We start from the raw sequence: 19,555 nt of genomic DNA, 5'->3' as shown, positions 1-19,555 counted from the left end.
CCCCTGCCCCCGGACCGTCCGGCGTTCCCGTGGGCCCTCAGGCCCTCAGGCCCTTCCGGCGTCGACGGCGGCGGCGATCTGCCGGCAGTAGAAGTCGGTGGTGTTCCGGGTGTGGCGGCGCATCAGCTCCTCGGAACGCTCCGCGTCGCCCAGGGCGATGGCCTCGATGATGGTGGCGTGCTCGTTCCAGGCGTCCCGGCCGCGGGGCCGCGCGATGGGCATGTAGTACCAGCGCACCCGCCGGTCGACCTGGAGGATCAGCTCGCCGAGGACCTGGTTGCGGGACAGCTCGGTGATGAAGCCGTGCAGTGCGGCGTTGGCCTCGACGATCCCGCGGGCGTCGTCCGCCGCCAGGGCGGCGATGCCGGCGTCCTGCAGTTCCCACAGGTGTGCCACGTCCGCATCCGTGGCGTGCAGCGCGGCGCCGTGCGCGGAGTGGGTCTCCAGCACGGCGCGGACGCTGAGGAGCTGCGTGGCCTCCTCCTGCGTGGGGGAGTGGACGAAGGCGCCCTGGGCGGGGCGCAGGTCGACCCAGCCGTCGGTCTGCAGCCGTTGCAGCGCCTCGCGCACCGGCTGGCGGCTGACGCCGAGGTGGTCGGCGAGTTCGGCCTCGACCAGGTGCTGGCCCGGTCTGAGGGTGCCGTTGACGATCAGGTCGATCAGGGCCTCGTAGACGGCCTGGCGCAACGGTGCCGGCCGGGTGACCCGGACGACGGCGGCCGCGGTGCTTCTCTCGCGCATGAGCCCCCCTGTCGGCTGAGTTCTTTGCACAGTGCCAAGAATACAGATTTCGGTATGCAATTCAGCCGCAGGATTGAACGGGCTTGGTAGGAAATCGGCCGTCGGCGTGCGGAGGCCCGCGGCGGAGCACCGGCGGCACGGCGGACGGGGTGGGGGAAGCCGCGCTTCCCCCACCCCACCGCCATGGGCGGAACACCGGTCAGGCGGGGGCGGGCTGCTGGTCGGTGCGCAGGCCCTGCGACGCCGCGGAAGCGGGGTCGGGCGTGCTCAGCGAGCGCAGGATGGCGTCCACGCTCTCCTTGGCGTCGCCGAAGAGCATGCGGCTGTTCTCGCGGAAGAACAGCGGGTTCTGCACCCCCGCGTACCCCGAGGACATGGACCGCTTGAAGACGACCACGTTCTCCGCCTCCCACACCCGCAGCACCGGCATGCCGGCGATGGGGCTGGACGGGTCCTCCTCCGCCGCCGGGTTGACGGTGTCGTTGGCGCCGATCACCAGCACCACCGTGGTGTCGCCGAAGTCGTCGTTGATCTCGTCCATCTCCAGCACGACGTCGTACGGCACCCGGGCCTCGGCGAGCAGCACGTTCATGTGCCCGGGCAGCCGGCCGGCCACCGGGTGGACGCCGAAGCGGACCTCGACCCCGCGCCGCCGCAGCGCCTGGGTCAGCTCCGCCACCGGGTGCTGTGCCTGGGCCACCGCCATGCCGTAGCCGGGCGTGATGATCACCGACGTGGCGTTCTCCAGGAGTTCGGCGGTCTCCTCCGCTGAGGTCTCGCGGTGCTCGCCCTGTTCGGCGTCGCCGCCCGTCGGCGCCGGGGCGCCGAAGCCCCCGGCGATCACCGAGAGGAAGGACCGGTTCATCGCCTTGCACATGACGTACGACAGGTAGGCGCCGGAGGAGCCGACGAGCGCGCCGGTGACGATGAGCAGGTTGTTGTTGAGCAGGAATCCCGCCGCGGCCGCGGCCCAGCCCGAGTAGCTGTTGAGCATCGAGACGACGACCGGCATGTCACCGCCGCCGATCGAGACGACCAGGTGCCAGCCGAGCACGAGCGCCAGCGCGGTGACGGCGATCATCAGGCCGAGGTCCGGGCTCACCGTGAACCACACCGTCAGGGCCACGAAGGCGGCCAGCGCCCCGAGGTTGAGGGCGTTCTTGCCGGGCAGGGTCAGCGGACGGGACTTGATCCGCGCCGACAGCTTCAGGTAGGCGACGATGGATCCGGTGAAGGTGACCGCGCCGATGAAGATGCCGATGAACACCTCCGCGTGGTGGATGCCGAGCAGGTCGCTGGCGACCCGGGTCTGCGCGGCGCCGTGCGCCTCCACCTCGTAGTAGCTGTTCCAGCCGACCAGCACCGCGGCCAGGCCGACGAGGCTGTGCAGGACGGCGATGAGCTCGGGCATCTGGGTCATCTCGACCCGGCGTGCCCGCCACAGGCCGACGGCACCGCCGACGACCGTGGCGGCGACGATCAGCACGACGGCGGTGCCCGGGATGTCCTGTGCCGCGGCGACGACGGTGGCGACCAGCGCCAGCGCCATGCCGCCGATGCCGTACGCCACTCCGGCGCGGGAGGTGCGGTGTTGCGAGAGTCCGGCCAGGCTGAAGATGAACAGCAGCGCGGCGACGATGTCGGCGGCCTGTGCGGCCGTGGTTGCGTTCATCGATCCTCAGCCCTTCGAGAACATGCCGAGCATACGGCGGGTGACGGCGAATCCTCCGAAGATGTTCACGGTGGTCAACATGATCGCCACGACCGACATCACGGTGACGGCCGGTCCGGCGTGACCTATCTGCAGCAGTGCTCCGACCACCACGATCCCCGAGATGGCGTTGGTGACCGACATCAGCGGGGTGTGCAGGGCGTGGTGGACCTTTCCGATCACGTAGTAACCGATGACGACGGCCAGCGCGAACACCGTGAAGTTGCCCACGAGCTGGGCCGGGGAGAAGGCGACCAACAAGAACATCGCGAGCATGCCGGCGGCGATCAGGCCGTAGCGCGCGGCCGGTGAGAGCCGGGGCTCCTTCGGCGCGGGCGCGGTCACCACCGGCGCCGGTGCCTGCCCGGCGGGCGCCGCCGAGACCTGGACGGGCGGTGGCGGCCAGGTCATCTCGCCCTCCCGCACCACCGTGACGGCCCGCTGCACGACGTCGTCGAAGTCGAGCGTCAGCTGCCCGTCCTTGGCCGGCGTCAGCAACTTGAGCAGGTTGACGAGGTTGGTCCCGTACAACTGCGAGGCCTGGGCGGGCAGCCGGCCCGCAAGATCGGTGTAGCCGATGATCGTCACGTCGTTGTCGGTGACGATGGCCTTCCCGCTGACCGTGCCCTCGACGTTGCCGCCCTGTGCGGCGGCCATGTCGACGATGACGCTGCCGGGCTTCATCGACGCCACGTCGGCCGCCGTGATCAGCCGGGGGGCCGGGCGGCCGGGGATCAGCGCGGTGGTGATGATGATGTCGACGTCCGCGGCCTGCTCGCTGTAGATCTCCGCGGCACGCCGGTCGTACGCCTGCGAGGTCGCCTTGGCGTAGCCGTCGCCGCTCGCCTCCTGCTCCACCTCTACGGCGAGGAACTCGCCGCCCAGGGAACGGACCTGGTCGGCGACCTCGGCCCGCGGGTCGGTGGCCCGCACCACCGCGCCGAGGCTGCCGGCCGCGCCGATCGCGGCCAGACCCGCCACGCCCGCGCCCGCCACCAGGACCTTCGCCGGCGGCACCTTGCCCGCCGCGGTGACCTGACCGGTGAAGAAGCGCCCGAAGACGTGGGCCGCCTCGATCACCGCCCGGTACCCGGCGATGTTCGCCATCGAGCTGAGGACGTCCATCGACTGGGCCCGGGAGATGCGCGGGACGGCGTCCAGCGCCAGGACGGTGATCGGCCGGGCCGCCAGTTCCTCGACCAGGTCGGGGCTGTGGGCCGGGGCGATCAGCCCGATCAGGGTCGCGCCGTCGCGCAGCTTCCCGATCTCCTCGTGCGAGGGGGCGTTGACCTTCAGGACCACGTCCGCCTGCCAGGCGTCGCCGATCCGCGCGCCCGCTTCGGCGTACGCCTCGTCGGGGAAGCCGGAGGCCGCTCCGGCCTCGGACTCCACGACGACCTCGTAACCGAGGCCGAGGAGCCGTCGGACGCTGTCCGGTGTGGCCGCCACCCGCGTCTCCCCGGCGGTGGACTCGGTGACGACACCGATCTGCTGTGGGGGTGAATCAGACATCGCTCTCCTTTTCCGTCGCTACTGACTGACGTCACGGCGTCGTCAGCCGAGCCGTCGTCCGCACTGCGTGCTCCCCGGCCTCGTGGTGCGGCCGTGCGTGCCCGGGACCGCGTGTGCGGCGAAGCGTTCCCCCGCTGCGTGCTCGATCAACCTGTCCGGAGCGTGTGTGACCCGGTTCATGGCCCCGGGCGACGCCGGAGACCTCCGTCGCGGCGCCAGGCGGGACCCTGTTCGGTTCCGGGCGCGCGACTTCGCGTGAGGGGACTGTACATCCCAAGAGAGTACTGCATACAGTATTCACTCCCCCTTCGAATGGAGAGGAGTCGCCGTGAAAATCGCAGTCCTCGGAGCCGGTGCGATCGGCGCTTACGTGGGCGCGGCACTGCACCGTGGTGGCGCGGACGTCCACCTGATCGCCCGGGGTGAGCATCTTCAGGCGATACGCGCCCACGGAGTCCGCGTGAACAGCCCGCGCGGTGACTTCGTGGCCAAGCCCCACGCCACGGACGACCCCAAGGAGATCGGCCCCGTCGACTACGTCTTCCTGGGCCTGAAGGCACACTCCTACGCGACCTCAGGACCGCTGATCTCCCCGTTGCTCGACGAGCGGACCGCGGTGGTGGCCGGTCAGAACGGCATTCCCTGGTGGTACTTCCACGAGCTGGCCGGCCCCTACGAGGGGCGGCGGATCGAGGCGGTCGACCCCGGCGGCGCCACCAGCGCGGTGCTGGCGCCGGAACGCGCCATCGGCTGCGTCGTCTACCCCGCGACGGTCATCGAGGCCCCCGGGGTCATCCGGCACCTGGAGGGCACCCGGTTCTCCATCGGCGAGCCGGGCGGCGGCGTCTCCGACCGGTGCACGCAGCTGAGCGAGGCCATGATCGCCGGCGGCCTCAAGTGCCCGGTGGAGCCCAACCTGCGCGACGACATCTGGATCAAGCTGATGGGCAACGTCGCCTTCAACCCGATCAGCGCCCTCACCAGGGCGACGATGGTCGACATCTGCAAGCACCCGCACACCCGGCGGCTGGTCGCCCAGCTCATGGAGGAGACCCTCGACATCGCGGCCAGGGTCGGCAGCACCCCCGACATCTCCATCGAGAAGCGGCTTCGGGGCGCCGAGGGGGTGGGACACCACAAGACCTCGATGCTCCAGGACCTCGAGGCCGGCAAGCAGCTGGAACTCGACGCCATCGTGACGGCCGTCGTGGAGATGGCCGACATCTCCGGCGCGGACGCCCCCAACCTGCGGGCGGTCCACGCCGCGACCGACCTGCTGGCCCGCGGCGTCACCGCGGACCGGGAGAACGGGGCCGTCGCGCGCAAACCCGTCCCCGCCTGACCCGTCCCCCGCGTATCCGAACCCGAGACACCCGCGGATCTCCGGTCCACCGCCGGACGACCGCCGCAGTACCTCCGGAGCCCGGTCCCGTCGCCGCCGCGACGGGACCGGGCCCCGGACCGGGGCCCGCACCGGCTCGGCGGGCACGAACGAGGGCCGCGATCCGGCTCGGTAGGCTGTGCCCGGTCACACCGCAACCAGCTCGTCCGCCGTCGGCCGCCCGGGGACGTTCCCGATCCCGGGAGCGCCGGTCCGCCGGGACCGACGGCGTTGCGACTCCAGCAGGAAGTGCCGGCGCGGCCGCGGCCCAGGCAGAGAGGAGTCGTTCATGCTGTTCCGTCAGCTGGAGTACTTCGTGGCGGTCGCCAGGGAGCGGCACTTCGCCCGGGCGGCGGAGTCCTGCTACGTCTCGCAGCCCGCGCTCTCGGCGGCGATAGCCAAGCTGGAGCGGGAGCTGAACGTCACGCTGATCAACCGCGGGCACAACTACCAGGGCCTGACCCCGGAGGGCGAACGGCTGGTGGTCTGGGCCAAACGCATCCTCGCCGAGCAGGAGGCCTTCAAGGCCGAGGTTGCCGCCGTCCAGTCGGGCATCACCGGCACCCTGCGGCTGGGCACCGAGCCCACCGCGTCCACCACCCTGGTCCTGCCCGTCGCCGCTTTCTGCGCGGCCCATCCGCTGGCCAAGGTCCAGGTCCGCTCCCGGCTGTCGACCACCGAACTCCACCGCCAGCTCCTCGCGTTCGAGCTGGACGCCGCGATCGCGCACTTCGCCCCGCACGACCGGGAGAACTTGCAGGTGATGCCGCTGTACGAGGAGCGGTACATGCTCCTCGCCTCCAGCGACCAGCTGCTGCCGCAGACCGACACCATGAAGTGGGCGGACGCGGCCACGATGCCCCTCGCCCTGCTGACCCCCGACATGAGGATCCGCCAGGTCATCGACGACGCGTTCGCCGAGAGCGGGGTCGTGGTGACCCCACAGGTCGAGACGGACTCGGTGGCGGCCCTCTACGCCAGCGTGGGCGCCGGCGCGTGCGCGAGCATCGTCCCGCACACGTGGCTGCGCGCGATGCCGCCGCTCGGCCGGATGCGGGCCGTGCGCCTCGTCGAACCGGACGCCAGGGCGCAGGTCTCCGTCGCGATCCACGCGGCGACCCCGGGGTCGGTCGCGGCGCGGGCGTTCATGACCGCGGCGGCCGGTCTGTCGCTCGACGAGTTCTTCGACGAGCCGCTGCCCGCGGAGCACCGCGTCAGGTGAGCCCGGGCCATACGGGGCCCTCGGAGTACAGGACGTCCACCGCCGCCCGGTCAAGACCGCCCTTCGCCGTGTGCGGGAGCGAGGCGACGACCCGGATCCGGTCGGGGATCTCGAACGGGGCCAGCCGGGCGCGGCAGTACCGGCGGATCTCCTCGGCCCCGGGCGCCTCGGCCCCCGGCGCCTCCGCCCCGCCCAGGACCACGGCCGCGCCGACCCGCTGCCCGTACGTCGCGTCGGGAACGGCGAACACGGCGGCCTCGGCCACCCCCGGACACCCGGCGAGGACGTCCTCGACGTGCTCGGGCACGACCTTCTCGCCCCCGCGGATGATCAGGTTCTTCAGGCGGCCGGTCAGGAACAGGTGGCCGTCCTCGTCGAGTGCGCCCAGGTCGCCGGTGCGGAACCAGCCGTCGGCGAAGCCGTGTGCCGTCTCGGCGGGATTGCCCAGGTAACCGCGGGCCACCGTGGGACCGTGCACCCACACCTCGCCCTCGCCGCCGGGCGGGCACGGCTTCCCGTCCGGGTCCAGGACCCGCAGCTCGATCCCGGCCGGCCGGCCGACCGAACCGTGCTTGAGCGACCCGTACTGCGGCAGCGGCTCGCTCGTCGCCTGGTGCGCGGACTCGGTCATGCCGTACGCCGACAGCAGGGGCGCGCCCAGGGTGCGCTCCAGCGCCCGCTGGGTGGCCGTGTTGAGGGGCGCGCTGGAACTGCGCAGGAACCGCAAGCCCGGCACCTGCGGGCCCGTGAGGTCCGTCGCCGCCCGCTCCAGGAGGAGCTCGTGGACGGTGGGGACCGCGGTGAACCAGGTGGCGCCCGCCGCCCGCATGTCGTCCCAGAAGGTGTGCGCCGAGAACCGCCCGCGCGCCGGCAGCAGCACGCAGCCCCCGCTCGCCAGCGTGGACAGCAGCGTGGCGAACAGCCCGTGCCCGTGGAAGAACGGCATCGCCGCGACCGTCGCGTCGCCCGGCACCAGCTCGTAGGCGGCGCACACGCCGCGGACCGAGGCGGCCACGTTGCCGTGCGTCAGCGGGACCATCTTCGCCCGGTCGGTGGTCCCCGCGGTGAACAGCACCAGGGCGTCGTGCGCGGTCAGTTCGCCGGACGCGCCCCGCGCGGCGGCCGGCGCGCCCTCGCCCGTTGCGAGCACGGCCGTCGCCGTCCCGGCGGGGGAGAGGCCCACCCGCAGGGTCCAGGCCGGGACACCGGGCCCCACGGCCGCCGGCGGGGCACCGCCCGCGGCCGGGCCCAGCAGGACGGCCCGCACCCCCAGCGCCTCCAGCCGGGCCGTCATCTGCGGCTCGGGCAGCGCGGGGTCCACGGGGGCCACCACCAGTCCGGCCCGCGCCCCGCCCAGCAACGCCACGACGAACTCCACGGTGTTGGCGCCGACGAGGCCGACCGGGTCCCCGGGGCGCAGCCCCGCCGAGGTCAGGCGCGCGGCCACCGCGTCGGCCAGCTCGTCCAGGGCGCGGTAGGAGACCTCCGCGCGGTCCGCGCCGGCGATCAGCGCCGGTGCCTGCGGACGCCCCCGGGCGTGCCGGTCGAGGAGATCGGTCAGGCCCGTGACCGCGGGCGGCCGGTAACGGTCGGGGTCGCGCACGGATGCAGCGGCCGGAACGGCCATGGCCGCACCTCCTCGCGCCTGGAATGTCTGATGAACCGTCCCCAGCGAGACTGCGCGGGGCGCGGAGCACCCGTCCAATACGCACTGGCGAACGGTCGATAGCGGAGGTCTATCAACCCACCTCAACGCCCCTGTGGCGTGCGTCGATAAACGCCGTCTATCGGCTGGTCGCCGATAGGTCTTGGACGCGGGGGAGCGGGCTGCGGATGGTGAAGGGAGAAGCCGCACGCATGACCCGCCCAAGGAGGACCTCGGACCATGACCGCCCCCTCACCACTGGAGACAGCGGCGAACGCCGACGCACCGGCCGAGCTCACCGACGGGTACCACCTGGTCGTCGATGCGCTCAAGATGAACGACGTCGACACCATCTACGGGGTGGTCGGCATCCCGATCACGGATCTGGCCCGGCTCGCCCAGGCGCAGGGCATCCGTTACATCGGCTTCCGCCACGAGAGCAACGCGGGACACGCGGCGGCGGCGGCCGGCTACCTCACCAAGAAGCCGGGCATCTGCCTGACGGTGTCGGCGCCGGGCTTCCTCAACGGACTGGTGGCGCTCGCCAACGCCACCACCAACTGCTTCCCGATGGTGCAGATCTCCGGCTCCAGCGAGCGCCACCTCGTCGACCTCAAGCAGGGCGACTACGAGGAGATGGACCAGCTTGCCGCCGCGCAGCCGTTCTGCAAGGCCGCGTACCGCATCAGCCGGGTCGAGGACATCGGCCGCGGCATCGCCCGCGCCCTGCGCACCGCCGTCTCCGGGCGCCCCGGCGGCGTCTACCTCGACATCCCCGCCGCGGTGCTCGGCTCCATCATGGACGCCGGGGAGGGCGCGAAGACGCTCAGCCGCCTCGTCGACCCGGCACCGCGCCAGCTGCCCGCCCCCGAGGCGGTGGACCGCGCGATCGAGCTGCTGGCCGGCGCGCAGCGGCCGCTGATCGTCCTCGGCAAGGGCGCGGCCTACGCGCAGGCGGACACGCAGATCCGCGAGTTCGTCGAGTCCACCGGCATCCCCTACGTGCCGATGTCGATGGCGAAGGGCCTGCTGCCCGACGACCACCCGCAGTCGGCGGCCACCGCCCGCTCGCTGGCGCTGAAGAAGGCCGACGTGGTGATGCTGGTCGGCGCCCGCCTGAACTGGCTGCTGAACCACGGCGAGGCACCGCAGTGGAACCCCGACGCGAAGTTCGTCCAGGTGGACATCGAGGCGAAGGAGATGGACAGCAACCAGCCCATCGCCGCGCCGCTCGTCGGTGACATCGAGTCGGTCGTCGAGGCCCTCATCGAGCGCAGCAAGCCGGGCCAGATCGCGGCCCCCGCCGCCTGGCGGGAGGAACTGGGGGCGCGCTCGGCGCAGAACGTCGCCAAGATGGCCGAGCGCCTCAAGGCCGACCCGCACCCGATGCAGTTCATGGGCGCCCTGAAGGCCGTACGCGACGTCATCCGCGAGCGCCCCGAGACGTACCTCGTCAACGAGGGCGCCAACGCCCTCGACATCGCGCGCAACGTCATCGACATGCACGTGCCGCGGCACCGCCTCGACAGCGGCACCTGGGGCGTCATGGGCATCGGCATGGGCTACGCGATCGCCGCCGCCGTCGAGAGCGGGGAGCCGGTCGTGGCCGTGGAAGGCGACAGCGCCTTCGGCTTCAGCGGCATGGAGATCGAGACGATCTGCCGCTACAAGCTGCCCGTCGTCACGGTCATCATGAACAACGGGGGTGTCTACCGCGGTGACGACGTCAACCCCTACGACGAGGCCCCGTCGCCGACGACGCTGATGTCCGCGGCCCGCCACGACGTGATGTTCGAGGCCTTCGGCGGCAAGGGCTACCGCGCGACCACCCCCGCCGAGGTCACCGCCGCCCTCACCGAGGCGCTCGCCTCGGGCGGCCCGGCCCTCATCGACTGCGTGATCGACCCCTCGGCGGGCACCGAGAGCGGCCACATCGCCCACCTCAACCCCAAGGGCATCACCGTCGGCAACATCGTGCCGGCCAAGAAGTGACCGCCCCGTAGGCGACGCACCGCACCCCGAAGCACCGTTCCCCAGCACCGCCCACCCGCGCACCGCGAACAGACAAGAAGGAAGCCACCATGAGTGAAAAGCCGCTCGCCGGGATCAAGGTGATCGACTTCACCGGGGTCCAGGCCGGCCCCGCGTGCACCCAGATGCTCGCCTGGTTCGGCGCCGACGTGATCAAGGTCGAGCGTCCCCAGGGCGGCGACGTGACCCGCAACCAGCTGCGGGACGACCCCGACCTCGACGCGCTGTACTTCACGATGCTCAACAGCAACAAGCGCTCGCTGGCCATCAACACCAAGACCCCCGAGGGCAAGGAGGTCATGGAGAAGCTGATCCGCGAGGCGGACATCCTGGTCGAGAACTTCGCGCCGGGCGCCATGGACCGCATGGGCCTGGGCTGGGACCACATCCACGAGCTCAACCCGCGCCTGATCTTCGGCTCGGTCAAGGGCTTCAACGACGACTCGTCCTGGAACGACCTCAAGGTCTACGAGAACGTCGCCCAGGCCGCCGGCGGCGCCGCGTCCACCACCGGCTTCTGGGACGGCCCGCCGACCATCAGCGGCTCGGCCCTCGGCGACAGCAACACCGGCATGCACCTGCTGATCGGCCTCCTGACGGCGATCATCCACCGCAACGCGACCGGTGTGGGCCAGAAGGTGTCGGTGTCCATGCAGGACGCCGTCCTCAACCTGACCCGCGTCAAGCTCCGCGACCAGCAGCGCCTGGAGAAGATCGGCTACCTGGAGGAGTACCCGCAGTACCCGAACGGCGAGTTCGGCGACGCGGTGCCCCGCGGCGGCAACGCCGGCGGCGGTGGCCAGCCGGGCTGGATCCTGAAGTGCAAGGGCTGGGAGACCGACCCCAACGCCTACATCTACTTCACGGTCCAGGAGCAGAACTGGAAGCGCACCGCCGAGGCCATCGGCCGGCCCGAGTGGGTCGACGACCCGGAGTACACGACCGCCAGGGCGCGGCAGCCGCACATCTTCGAGATCTTCGCGGAGATCGAGAAGTGGCTGGCCGACAAGACCAAGTACGAGGCGGTCGACATCCTGCGCAAGTGGGAGGTGCCCTGCGCGCCCGTCCTCAGCATGAAGGAGCTCGCCGAGGACCCGGACATGCGCAAGAGCGGCACGATCGTCGAGGTCGAGCAGAAAGGCCGCGGCACCTACCTGACGGTGGGCAGCCCCATCAAGTTCTCCAACTTCAAGCCCGAGATCAAGGGTGCCCCGCTGCTCGGCGAGCACGGCAGCGAGGTCCTCGCGGACCTGGGGTACGACGCGAACGACATCGCCAGGCTGCGTGAGGGCAAGATCATCGTCTGACCCGGACAGACCCACGGGTGCCCCGCGCGATCCGTGCGCGCGGGGCACCCGTGTCTCCGTACGGCGAAGCCCCCGTGCCGGCGCCCCAGGTGGCCCGCGGCGCGGGGGCCTCTTCGCGTGATGCCGGCCTTCACGTCCCGGTCGGGCTGTGGAGGCCGACGTTGCCGTTCGGGGTGGGGTGCGGATGCCGATGCAGCCGAGCGGACCGACATCCCGGGCCCGCACCGGCACCGGCGCCGGTCACAACGCCTCCTGCCCGACGGGCGGCGACGACCAGATCGAGGGCAAGGCGACCAGCGCAGTACTGAACTTGAACTCGTGATGTCGGTCGACTCGTGGTGACGGCGTCAGGTCCGAGACCGCCTGCTGTTACCGGCTCGGGCTCAGGACGGTGGCTGTAGCCAGCGCCGCGCCGCGGCGAGATTCACCTCGACGTCATCGCTCCAAGAGCAGACCTCCAGCCATGAGAGGTAGCCGCCTTGCGCGAAGACCAGGACCTCGCCAGGGCACTCGCCGGTTTCGGTGAACAGCTGCACGTTGGCAGCCACGACGGTGCCGGGGCCCGTTGGCGCGGGCTTCACCGCGTCGGCGTCAAGGTCGAAGTAGGCAGTGCCGCAACCGCACTCACAGCGGGATTGCACCCTGAGTTGAGGCACCTGCCGTCGGAGGGCGACGTGAACGGGCTCGTCCGGGTTCAGGACGAGGTCAAGCACGTCGGCTACGTCCTCGGGCAGGCTGTCAGTCATGTCGCCACCGTAGCTGACCAGCAGCTTTGGGCTTCGAACAATTTCGGGTCGGTCGACCCCACGCTCACAGGTCCAGGGCCAGTTCGGTGCCGGCGAGGCAGCCGTCGATGGCCTCAGGTCGGTACTGCAGCATCTTCAGTTTGCGCTTCACGGCGTGGGTGATCTGGCCGAGGTCGGTCGCGGCGAGGTTGCCGATGTCCCGCTTGACCAGCGACCAGACGCCCTCGGTCGGGTTGAGGTCCGGGGCATAGGTGGGCAGCTGGAACACGGTGAGCCACTCGGCGTTCGCGTCGATGAACTCGCGCATGCCGGCCGTCAGGTGCAGGCGGACGTTGTCCCAGACCAGCACGATCGGTCCGCCGAGCTGGATGCGAGCGCGGACGATCAGGTCGCGGAAGTCGCGCCAGCCAAAGCCCTTCGGTTCGTCCTTGCGGCCCCGGTACTCGCGGATCGCGTAGATCAGCCGGGACCGCTGGCCCGGCTTGTAGCAGGCCATCCCCGCCATCGATACGCGCCCCGAGCCCCGGCCCCTCACCCTCACGACCGGGGTCTGGCCGATCCGGCCCCAGGTCCTGGCGCGCGGCGGAGTCATCGACTGCCCGGCCTCGTCCTCGAAGACGATCCAGGCGTTGCGCTCCGCCGCGGTGCTCTTACCCGTGGCCAGGTCTCCTTCTTCCACACCTCGACCGCGTCGTCATCGCGCTCGATCGCCCGTCGAGTGGGCTGCTGCCAGCTCCAGCCGTGGCGCTTCAGCAGCCGCCAGGTGCCCTCGACCGTGTAGGAGACGTGGAAGAGTCGGCCGATCAGCGTCTTGATCCGTGCCAGGGTCCACCGCTGGTCCGCCCAGCCGTGAGCCAGTGGACCACGCTCCAACTCCTGCTCCAGCCTGGCGATCTGGGCTTCACTGAGTCGAGGTCTGCCCGGCGACCCCTTCGACAGGACTCCCGCCTCGCCGCCCTCGCGCCAGGCCCGGCGCCACCGCTCGACCGACCGCAAGCTGATCCGCAGGGCACCTGCAATCTCCGCGTTCTTCTGCCCGGCCTCGAAACGCTCCACGGCCTGGAGCCGTAACCGCTCCCGCGTGATCCTCTCGGCGTCGGTCAGCCCGCCGCCCTGGGCATACCTCACACCCAACGGCTATCGGTGCCGACGGCCAGCTGTCAGGCGAACGGCACCGACATCACCCAATCAAGTGCAGTAGCTTAAGGAAGCAGCGCACGGCGCTCCTTGACGGGCGTCGCGCACTGCTTCGTCCATGTATCCGTGGATTTCGTCCAAGGGTCATCCGGAAAGGTTGAAGAAATGGACCACCCTGGGCGGCTCGCCCCGGCCGGACTGGTCTTCCTGGGGCTGATGGCCCCGGAACATCGCCTCATCCCGCCGACGCTCGCCAATGCGGCCACGGGATATCCGCCCGCGTTCGGAGACTGGCGGAGATCGGTCGTCGGCAGCGATACTCCGGATTTCGTCGACACGGCGAACAAGGGCTGGTTCGATCTTTCCCGCGAAGGAGGCCTTTTCGGAGACGACCGAGAATTTCTGGTCGCCGTCGAGATCGATGAGGGCGACCACTGGTGGGCGCGCGTCAGGCTGGACGAACCCTGGGACATCGTGGGCGCCGGCTCCGCCGCCGCTCTCGGGATCGGTTTCGGCGCACCGGAGTTCGCCATGCTGTCGGTCACCGGAGACGTCATCGTCTGCGGCAGGACGGGGGAGTCCTCGATCGGCGCTGTCCTGGTGAACGGATTCTCGGACCTCGCCGGTCTTCGCCAACTCGCGGAGTGGAAGGCAGGATGGCGGGGGACGCCGCAGCAGGAGAAGGCGGCTGCCCGGAGATGGCTTGAGTCCGTCGACCACTGAACGTACCGTCGGCAGGTGCGAGGCAGGGGCACGCTCCAGCGTCGTATTGCTGGAAGCCGCCCAGATGTGACCAATTGGCAGGGCCCCTGCCCGGGCAGTCATCATCGTAGGGCCGCACCGGGCAGGGGTTTTTCATGTGGAAGTACCATTCCCTCCATGGACGCTCTGCGAGAAGATGCGCGCTGTGGGATCTGCGGTCAGCCGATGAATGCCCATGACCTTCATCAGCAACACGATGAGGGCCGGCCTACCCGAAAAGGAAGGCGTGTCGCGTACGTCGTCGTAGAGCTGCGCGGAGCCACTGCCCACTATCGGGCGATCGATGACCCTTCTCGGACTTCCAAGACCGGTGCCGACGTCCTGGCGGGACAACTCGGGATTGATCTTTCCAGCCTCCTCGGCTGCCAGTACACGTGCTGGGTGGAGCCGACCGAATACGGCGTCATTCGGAGCGACTTCAAACTCGCCTGACATGGGGTCCGGAACGCCCGGCCGAGTTCTCTCGGCCGGGCGTTCCGTCGTATGCGGCGCTCGTTGAGCGGAGGGCGATCACGATCGGCTCCGCGCCTCGCCGTCCCGCGCTTCTGCCTCCAGTCACAGCGCCCCCTCGATGACCACCGCCTCCGTCGGCTGGGCCGAATCCGCTGCCTGGGCTTAGAGGTCGCGCGGATAGGCGCGGTTGAGGACACCGGCAACAGGACGGGAAAAGGTCCTGGTGCTCATGGAGTTGCGACGCTCTGTGATCAGCTGGCTCGTTGCTTCTACGACGGTTACCGCATCACGCGGCTGCGAACGGGTTTGCTTACCTCTGCCAGCAACTATCAGTTTCCGTCGCACATTTATGGGACACCTTTTTGCGGTCGCCGATCTGCGCAGCCTCTTAGGCGATGAACCAGGCGTAGGGCGTGCTCGTGTTGTCGCCGGCTCACGTGTCCACGAACTGCAACACCAACGCGAGAGTCAGCCATCCCGGTGACCGCGTAGGCCTGCCATGGGCCGAAATCGGGTCCGCGCACCCCCCACCATGAAGCGGCGGTCCCAGCTCGTCCTGTACCCGGGTCGCGAGATCCCCCCTCGGAAGCGCGGCCCGAGCTACCCGCACCGTCTCCGCGGACACGTCACTCGGTCCGCTCGGCTGCATCACCATCCACAACCCGCCCCGAACGATGACGTCGGCCTTCAGAGCCCCGACCGGGTCTTGAGGGCCGACATCACGCACACCCCCGGAAGCTGACCAGCAGCATCCGGTCTTCCGTACAGGGACTTCGCGTTCGTGGCTGCTGAGGTCAGGTGGCCGGCGTGTGGTCCGCCTTGGCGGCCGCCACCTGGCGGTACAGCTCCTTCTCCTTGGCGCGCCGCTCGGTGACGTCACGAATGACGGCCCCGACGTAACCCGGTTGCCCGTCCGCGCCGTTCAGCAGCACCACGCTGAACTCGATCGACAGCTTCCGGCCGCCGGCGCCCACCGCGGGGACGGTCAGGAGGTCGTCGTCCCCGTACCTGGTGGTGCCGCTGGCCATGGACTTTTCGAAACCGTCCCAGTGACGCTGCTGGTGCCGCTCGGGGATGATCACGTCCAGACTGCGGCCGGCGACCTCGGCCGCCGGGAACCCGAAGATCCGCTCCGCCCCGTGGTTCCAGTAGCGGATGAGTCCTTCCCGGTCGATGATCACTACGCCGTCGGGCGCCTGGGCCGTCATGCCCAGGACTACCTCGGGGTCCAGGTCTGCCATGTCGCCTCCGAGCTCTGCGTTTTGGTATGCAGAATACAGTCGTCAGACCTGAGGCGGGAGGGCCCGGAGCCCGCGGGCAACGGCGTCACCGGCTGGGCGGGCGGCCGGAGTAGGGCTGCGTGCCAGCCGGCGGCGGTCGTGTCGTACTCCGGGTCGGTGCAGGAGAGCACCCGCCACGAAGAGGGCGACCAGGCGAAGACGGCGTCCTGGCGGAAGCGGCGGCCCATCGCGCGGGCCTGCGCGTCGTCCATGCCGACCACGGCTGCGCCGGGTTCGGCGTGTGCGCCGGAAGGGTCGCCGCCGACGGCGGGCCACCAGGGCAACCCGGCGACGCCGATGCGGTGCAGCAGCGCGTGGTGCGCGCGGAGGTTGGCCCGCGTGGTGGCGTCACGTCCTTCAGGATTGAAGGCGGTGACGATGTGGATCGTCCGACCGCCGTGGAGCGGGTACGTGAGACCCGGCCGGCCCGGCCGTCCGGCGGTGGGCATGACGCGGAGCGTGTGGGCGGGGAAGGCGATGTCCACGACCGCGCGCAGGTAGAACGGCCACTGCGTCGGCCGGGCGGGACGAGGTGCGACAGGCACAAGGGGTCTCCTCTGAAAGGGACCCCCTTACCTGCCGGGCAGGGAGATCTGCGGGCCGCGGGCGCGGCGGGATCAAGCGGGCCAAGTGCCGTACACCTGACCAGCAGTGATGCTCGCACAGCGTCCGGCGCGACGTCCAGAGCGCGCGGCCGGGGTGCCGCGCCGAGTCCGCGACAGGGTCGTCCGGCGGCCACATTGGCCGGAAAGCGTCCCGTCCTCTCATGGCGCGAAGTGACGTGTCCACGATGCGGGCCCAGGTGTCGGCGCGGCGGGCGAGGCAACCGGCACCGGGGGCTTCCCCTTACGGCCGGGTACCGCCACCGGTCCGGAAAGGTTCGAGTGGGCAGTTGCCGGTGTCCGGCTGACCTGCGACGGCGGAAGATTCGTGCACCGACGGTGCCTTCGCGGTGCGGACCCCGCGGCACGCGGCAGGAGACGTCCGGAGTGGGCTGCCGGGCAGCGCCGAGTACCTCCCGCGAGGTCGAACAGACCAGACAGGCCCCCGCTATGTGACACCACCGCGCAGGGCTCTCCGGAATCCGGACAATGATCTCCGCACTCGTGACACGGGGACCGGCCGCTGCAAGCATCTGGGGCTGTGTTCGGGCCACTTCAGGGGGGCGAGGGCGGCTCCGGCGCAGCCACGTCCTCACCCGTCCCCGCATCGCCCCCACCCACAAGGAGCCTCAGGAGTGACGAGCACCTTCCGCGCCACCCGGTCCACGCCATCCGCAGCCCGGTCGTCAGGGCGCAGACGCGCCGTGGCGACCGCGACCGTCACCATGGCCACGCTCATCGCGTCCGTCCTGCCCCTCGCCTCGGCGGGCGCGCAGGAGAACCCGCAGGGGACCGTCGCGTCCTCCGCGTCCGGAACGCGGACGGTCCCGCTCACCCCCGCGCAGCGCGGGCAACTGCTCAGAACCGCCGCCGCCACGAGCGCCGGTACGGCCGAGTCGCTGAAGCTGGGCGACGAGGAGCAGCTGATACCGAGGGGCGTCATCAAGGACGCCGACGGCACCGTCCACACACGGTACGAGCGGACCTTCGCCGGTCTCCCGGTCCTCGGCGGCGACCTGGTGGTGCACGAGCGGGGCGGCGCCCGGACGGTCACCAAGGCCCGCGGTGCGAGGCTCACGGTGCCGACGACCACGCCGGCGCTCGCGGCGGCGAAGGCACGGAAGTCGGCCTTGGACATCGCCGGCCGGGAGGAGACCCGCACGGCAGCGGTCGACCGGGCCCCGCGCCTGGTGGTCTGGGCGGCGACCGGCGCACCGACCCTGGCCTGGGAGTCCGTCGTCACCGGCGTCCAGAAGGACGGCACCCCCAGCCGCCTCCAGGTCGTGACCGACGCGAAGACCGGCAAGCGGCTCGCGAGCGTCGAGCAGGTCCACTCGGGTACGGGTACCGGCCAGCACAACGGCAGCGTGCAGATCGGCTCCGTCCGCAACGGTGACGTCTTCGAGCTGGTGGACGCCGCACGCGGCAACCACGAGACGTACGACTACGACACCCGGCAGGTCATGACGGACGACGACGACGTCTGGGGCGACGGCACACCGGCCGACCTCCAGACGGCCGCCGTGGACGCCGCCTACGGCGCCCAGCAGACCTGGGACTTCTTCCACTCCCGCTACGGCCGCGAGGGCATCGCGGACGACGGCGTCGGAGCGCGCTCCTACGTCCACGTCGGCGACGGGTACGTCAACGCGTACTGGGACGAAGAGTGCTTCTGCATGAACTACGGCGACGGCGAGGACAACCAGCGGCCGCTGACCGCCCTGGACATCGCAGGCCACGAGATGACGCACGGCATCACCTCGGCCACCGCGGACCTGATCTACAGCGGCGAGTCCGGCGGGCTGAACGAGGCCACCAGCGACATCATGGGCACCGCGGTGGAGTTCTTCACCAACAGCCCCAAGGACGTGCCCGACTACCTCATCGCCGAGAAGGTCGACGTCTACGGCACCGGCGTACCGTTGCGCTACATGGACCAGCCGTCCAAGGACGACGTGGGCTACGGCGCGTCGCAGGACTACTGGACCACCGGCACCAAGCACCTCGACCCGCACCAGAGCTCGGGCCCGGCGAACCACTTCTTCTACCTGCTCTCCGAAGGCAGCGGCAAGAAGACGATCAACGGCGTCCGCTACGACAGCCCGACCTTCGACGGCAAGGCGGTCTCCGGCATCGGCCGCGAGTCGGCCACCGACATCTGGTACCGCGCGCTGACCGTCTACATGACCAGCACGACGGACTACGCGGGCGCGCGCACCGCCACGCTCCAGGCCGCCGCCGACCTCTACGGGGTGGGCAGCAAGAAGTACGAGGCGGTCGGCAACGCCTGGGCCGCGGTCAAGGTCGGGTACCGCTTCGTCGACCACCTCGCGATCGACAGCACCAACCCGCGGCGGACGGCGACCGGCCAGTCGGTCACCTGGCAGATCCAGGCGCAGAGTTCCCGTCCGGGCGCCCTCAGGTACTCCGCCAAGGGCCTCCCGCGCGGCCTGTCCATGAACGCGAGGACCGGCCTGGTCTCCGGGATCCCGGTCAAGGGCGGCGAGTACCGGCCCGCGATCACCGTCAAGGACGCGGCGGGCAACTGCCGCACGGTCCGCTACCAGTGGACCGTCCTCGCCTCCGGCGGCGACGTCTTCGTCAACCCGAACCGGTACGACATCCCCAACTGGGCGGTGATCGAGAGCCCGGTCACCGTCAGCGGCCGCAACGGCAACGCCCCGGCCGACCTCAAGGTGACGGTCGACCTCTACGCCGTCCACGTCGGCTTCTACGTCATCGACCTGGTCAGCGAGGACGGCCGGGTGATCCCGGTCAAGGGCTGGTCGCAGGGCCCCGTCGCGATCCCCGAACTGCACCAGACGTTCACCGTCGACGCCTCCGCTGTCCCGGCCAACGGCACCTGGAAGCTGCGGGTCAGGGACAACACCCCGGGCAACTTCATCGTCCTCCCCGGCTACCTCGACACCTGGAGCCTGGGCTTCTGAGCAGCCTCCTTGCGGGCCGCGGCCCCATGACACAGCGGCATGCCGTGTCATGGGGCCGCCCTCGTTCCCGCCGGGAC

The 19,555-nt window shown here is 70.6% G+C and carries 15 protein-coding genes; 7 read left to right on the top strand and 8 right to left on the bottom strand.

Going from position 1 to position 19,555, the window contains the following annotated elements; genetic code table 11:
* Positions 1 to 45 precede the first annotated feature (45 nt).
* The 3 genes from ACFYYN_RS25045 to ACFYYN_RS25035 form a co-directional block, all read right to left on the bottom strand.
* Positions 46 to 741 (bottom strand): GntR family transcriptional regulator, encoded by a 696-nt coding sequence (locus ACFYYN_RS25045; RefSeq protein WP_500439613.1) that lies wholly within the window; start codon positions 739 to 741, stop codon positions 46 to 48.
* A gap of 199 nt (positions 742 to 940) precedes the next feature.
* On the bottom strand, positions 941 to 2,413 hold the full coding sequence (gene pntB, locus ACFYYN_RS25040; RefSeq protein ID WP_500547577.1) for a Re/Si-specific NAD(P)(+) transhydrogenase subunit beta: 1,473 nt from the start codon (positions 2,411 to 2,413) through the stop codon (positions 941 to 943).
* A gap of 6 nt (positions 2,414 to 2,419) precedes the next feature.
* The gene (locus ACFYYN_RS25035) at positions 2,420 to 3,964 is read right to left on the bottom strand and encodes a Re/Si-specific NAD(P)(+) transhydrogenase subunit alpha (RefSeq protein ID WP_500547576.1); all 1,545 of its coding nucleotides are present in this window, start codon (positions 3,962 to 3,964) and stop codon (positions 2,420 to 2,422) included.
* 328 nt (positions 3,965 to 4,292) lie between these two features.
* On the opposite strand from ACFYYN_RS25035, the gene ACFYYN_RS25030 reads away from it, so the two are divergent.
* Positions 4,293 to 5,306: a 2-dehydropantoate 2-reductase gene (locus tag ACFYYN_RS25030; protein WP_500547575.1), complete on the top strand. Its 1,014-nt coding sequence runs from the start codon at positions 4,293 to 4,295 to the stop codon at positions 5,304 to 5,306.
* Between the two features lie 328 nt (positions 5,307 to 5,634).
* The gene (locus ACFYYN_RS25025) at positions 5,635 to 6,567 is read left to right on the top strand and encodes a LysR family transcriptional regulator (protein WP_499514964.1); all 933 of its coding nucleotides are present in this window, start codon (positions 5,635 to 5,637) and stop codon (positions 6,565 to 6,567) included.
* Here ACFYYN_RS25025 and ACFYYN_RS25020 read toward each other — a convergent pair.
* Positions 6,560 to 8,194, bottom strand: coding sequence for a FadD7 family fatty acid--CoA ligase (locus tag ACFYYN_RS25020; RefSeq protein WP_500547574.1), 1,635 nt, complete (start codon positions 8,192 to 8,194; stop codon positions 6,560 to 6,562). The genes ACFYYN_RS25025 and ACFYYN_RS25020 overlap by 8 nt on opposite strands.
* 258 nt (positions 8,195 to 8,452) lie before the next feature.
* Here ACFYYN_RS25020 and oxc point away from each other — a divergent pair, with 258 nt between their 5' ends.
* Entirely contained in the window at positions 8,453 to 10,204 is a 1,752-nt protein-coding gene (oxc, locus tag ACFYYN_RS25015) for an oxalyl-CoA decarboxylase (protein WP_500337805.1), read from the top strand.
* 89 nt (positions 10,205 to 10,293) lie between these two features.
* Positions 10,294 to 11,550: a formyl-CoA transferase gene (frc, locus tag ACFYYN_RS25010; protein WP_500329811.1), complete on the top strand. Its 1,257-nt coding sequence runs from the start codon at positions 10,294 to 10,296 to the stop codon at positions 11,548 to 11,550.
* Between the two features lie 383 nt (positions 11,551 to 11,933).
* Here the strand turns inward: frc and ACFYYN_RS25005 are convergent, their stop codons facing one another.
* Both ACFYYN_RS25005 and ACFYYN_RS25000 read right to left on the bottom strand, forming a co-directional pair.
* Positions 11,934 to 12,296 (bottom strand): hypothetical protein, encoded by a 363-nt coding sequence (locus ACFYYN_RS25005; protein ID WP_386997252.1) that lies wholly within the window; start codon positions 12,294 to 12,296, stop codon positions 11,934 to 11,936.
* A gap of 64 nt (positions 12,297 to 12,360) precedes the next feature.
* Positions 12,361 to 13,424, bottom strand: a protein-coding gene (locus tag ACFYYN_RS25000; protein ID WP_500547573.1) for an IS630 family transposase whose coding sequence is annotated in 2 segments (ribosomal slippage) — positions 12,361 to 12,968 and positions 12,968 to 13,424 — 1,065 coding nt in all. Because the reading frame shifts where the segments join, the coding sequence is not laid out codon by codon here.
* A gap of 135 nt (positions 13,425 to 13,559) precedes the next feature.
* Here ACFYYN_RS25000 and ACFYYN_RS24995 point away from each other — a divergent pair.
* Together ACFYYN_RS24995 and ACFYYN_RS24990 are read left to right on the top strand one after the other, a co-directional pair.
* Complete coding sequence (locus ACFYYN_RS24995) at positions 13,560 to 14,156, top strand: hypothetical protein (protein WP_500547572.1); 597 nt, start codon at positions 13,560 to 13,562, stop codon at positions 14,154 to 14,156.
* A 156-nt stretch (positions 14,157 to 14,312) separates the two neighbouring features.
* Positions 14,313 to 14,627 (top strand): hypothetical protein, encoded by a 315-nt coding sequence (locus ACFYYN_RS24990; protein ID WP_500547571.1) that lies wholly within the window; start codon positions 14,313 to 14,315, stop codon positions 14,625 to 14,627.
* An 815-nt stretch (positions 14,628 to 15,442) separates the two neighbouring features.
* Here the strand turns inward: ACFYYN_RS24990 and ACFYYN_RS24985 are convergent.
* On the bottom strand, positions 15,443 to 15,889 hold the full coding sequence (locus tag ACFYYN_RS24985) for a PAS domain S-box protein (RefSeq protein ID WP_500547570.1): 447 nt from the start codon (positions 15,887 to 15,889) through the stop codon (positions 15,443 to 15,445).
* On the bottom strand, positions 15,865 to 16,473 hold the full coding sequence (locus tag ACFYYN_RS24980; protein ID WP_500547569.1) for a DUF3293 domain-containing protein: 609 nt from the start codon (positions 16,471 to 16,473) through the stop codon (positions 15,865 to 15,867). Before ACFYYN_RS24980 ends, ACFYYN_RS24985 begins: the two co-directional genes overlap by 25 nt.
* A gap of 782 nt (positions 16,474 to 17,255) precedes the next feature.
* Between ACFYYN_RS24980 and ACFYYN_RS24975 the strand changes: the two genes are divergently transcribed.
* Positions 17,256 to 19,478 (top strand): M4 family metallopeptidase, encoded by a 2,223-nt coding sequence (locus ACFYYN_RS24975; protein WP_500547650.1) that lies wholly within the window; start codon positions 17,256 to 17,258, stop codon positions 19,476 to 19,478.
* Positions 19,479 to 19,555: the final 77 nt, after the last annotated feature.

Origin of the sequence: Streptomyces sp. NPDC001902 (assembly GCF_042891295.1) — a bacterium.
Classification (GTDB): Bacteria; Actinomycetota; Actinomycetes; order Streptomycetales; family Streptomycetaceae; genus Actinacidiphila.
Note: the sequence above shows the minus strand (reverse complement) of the source record. Positions and strands in the feature narration are given on the sequence as shown.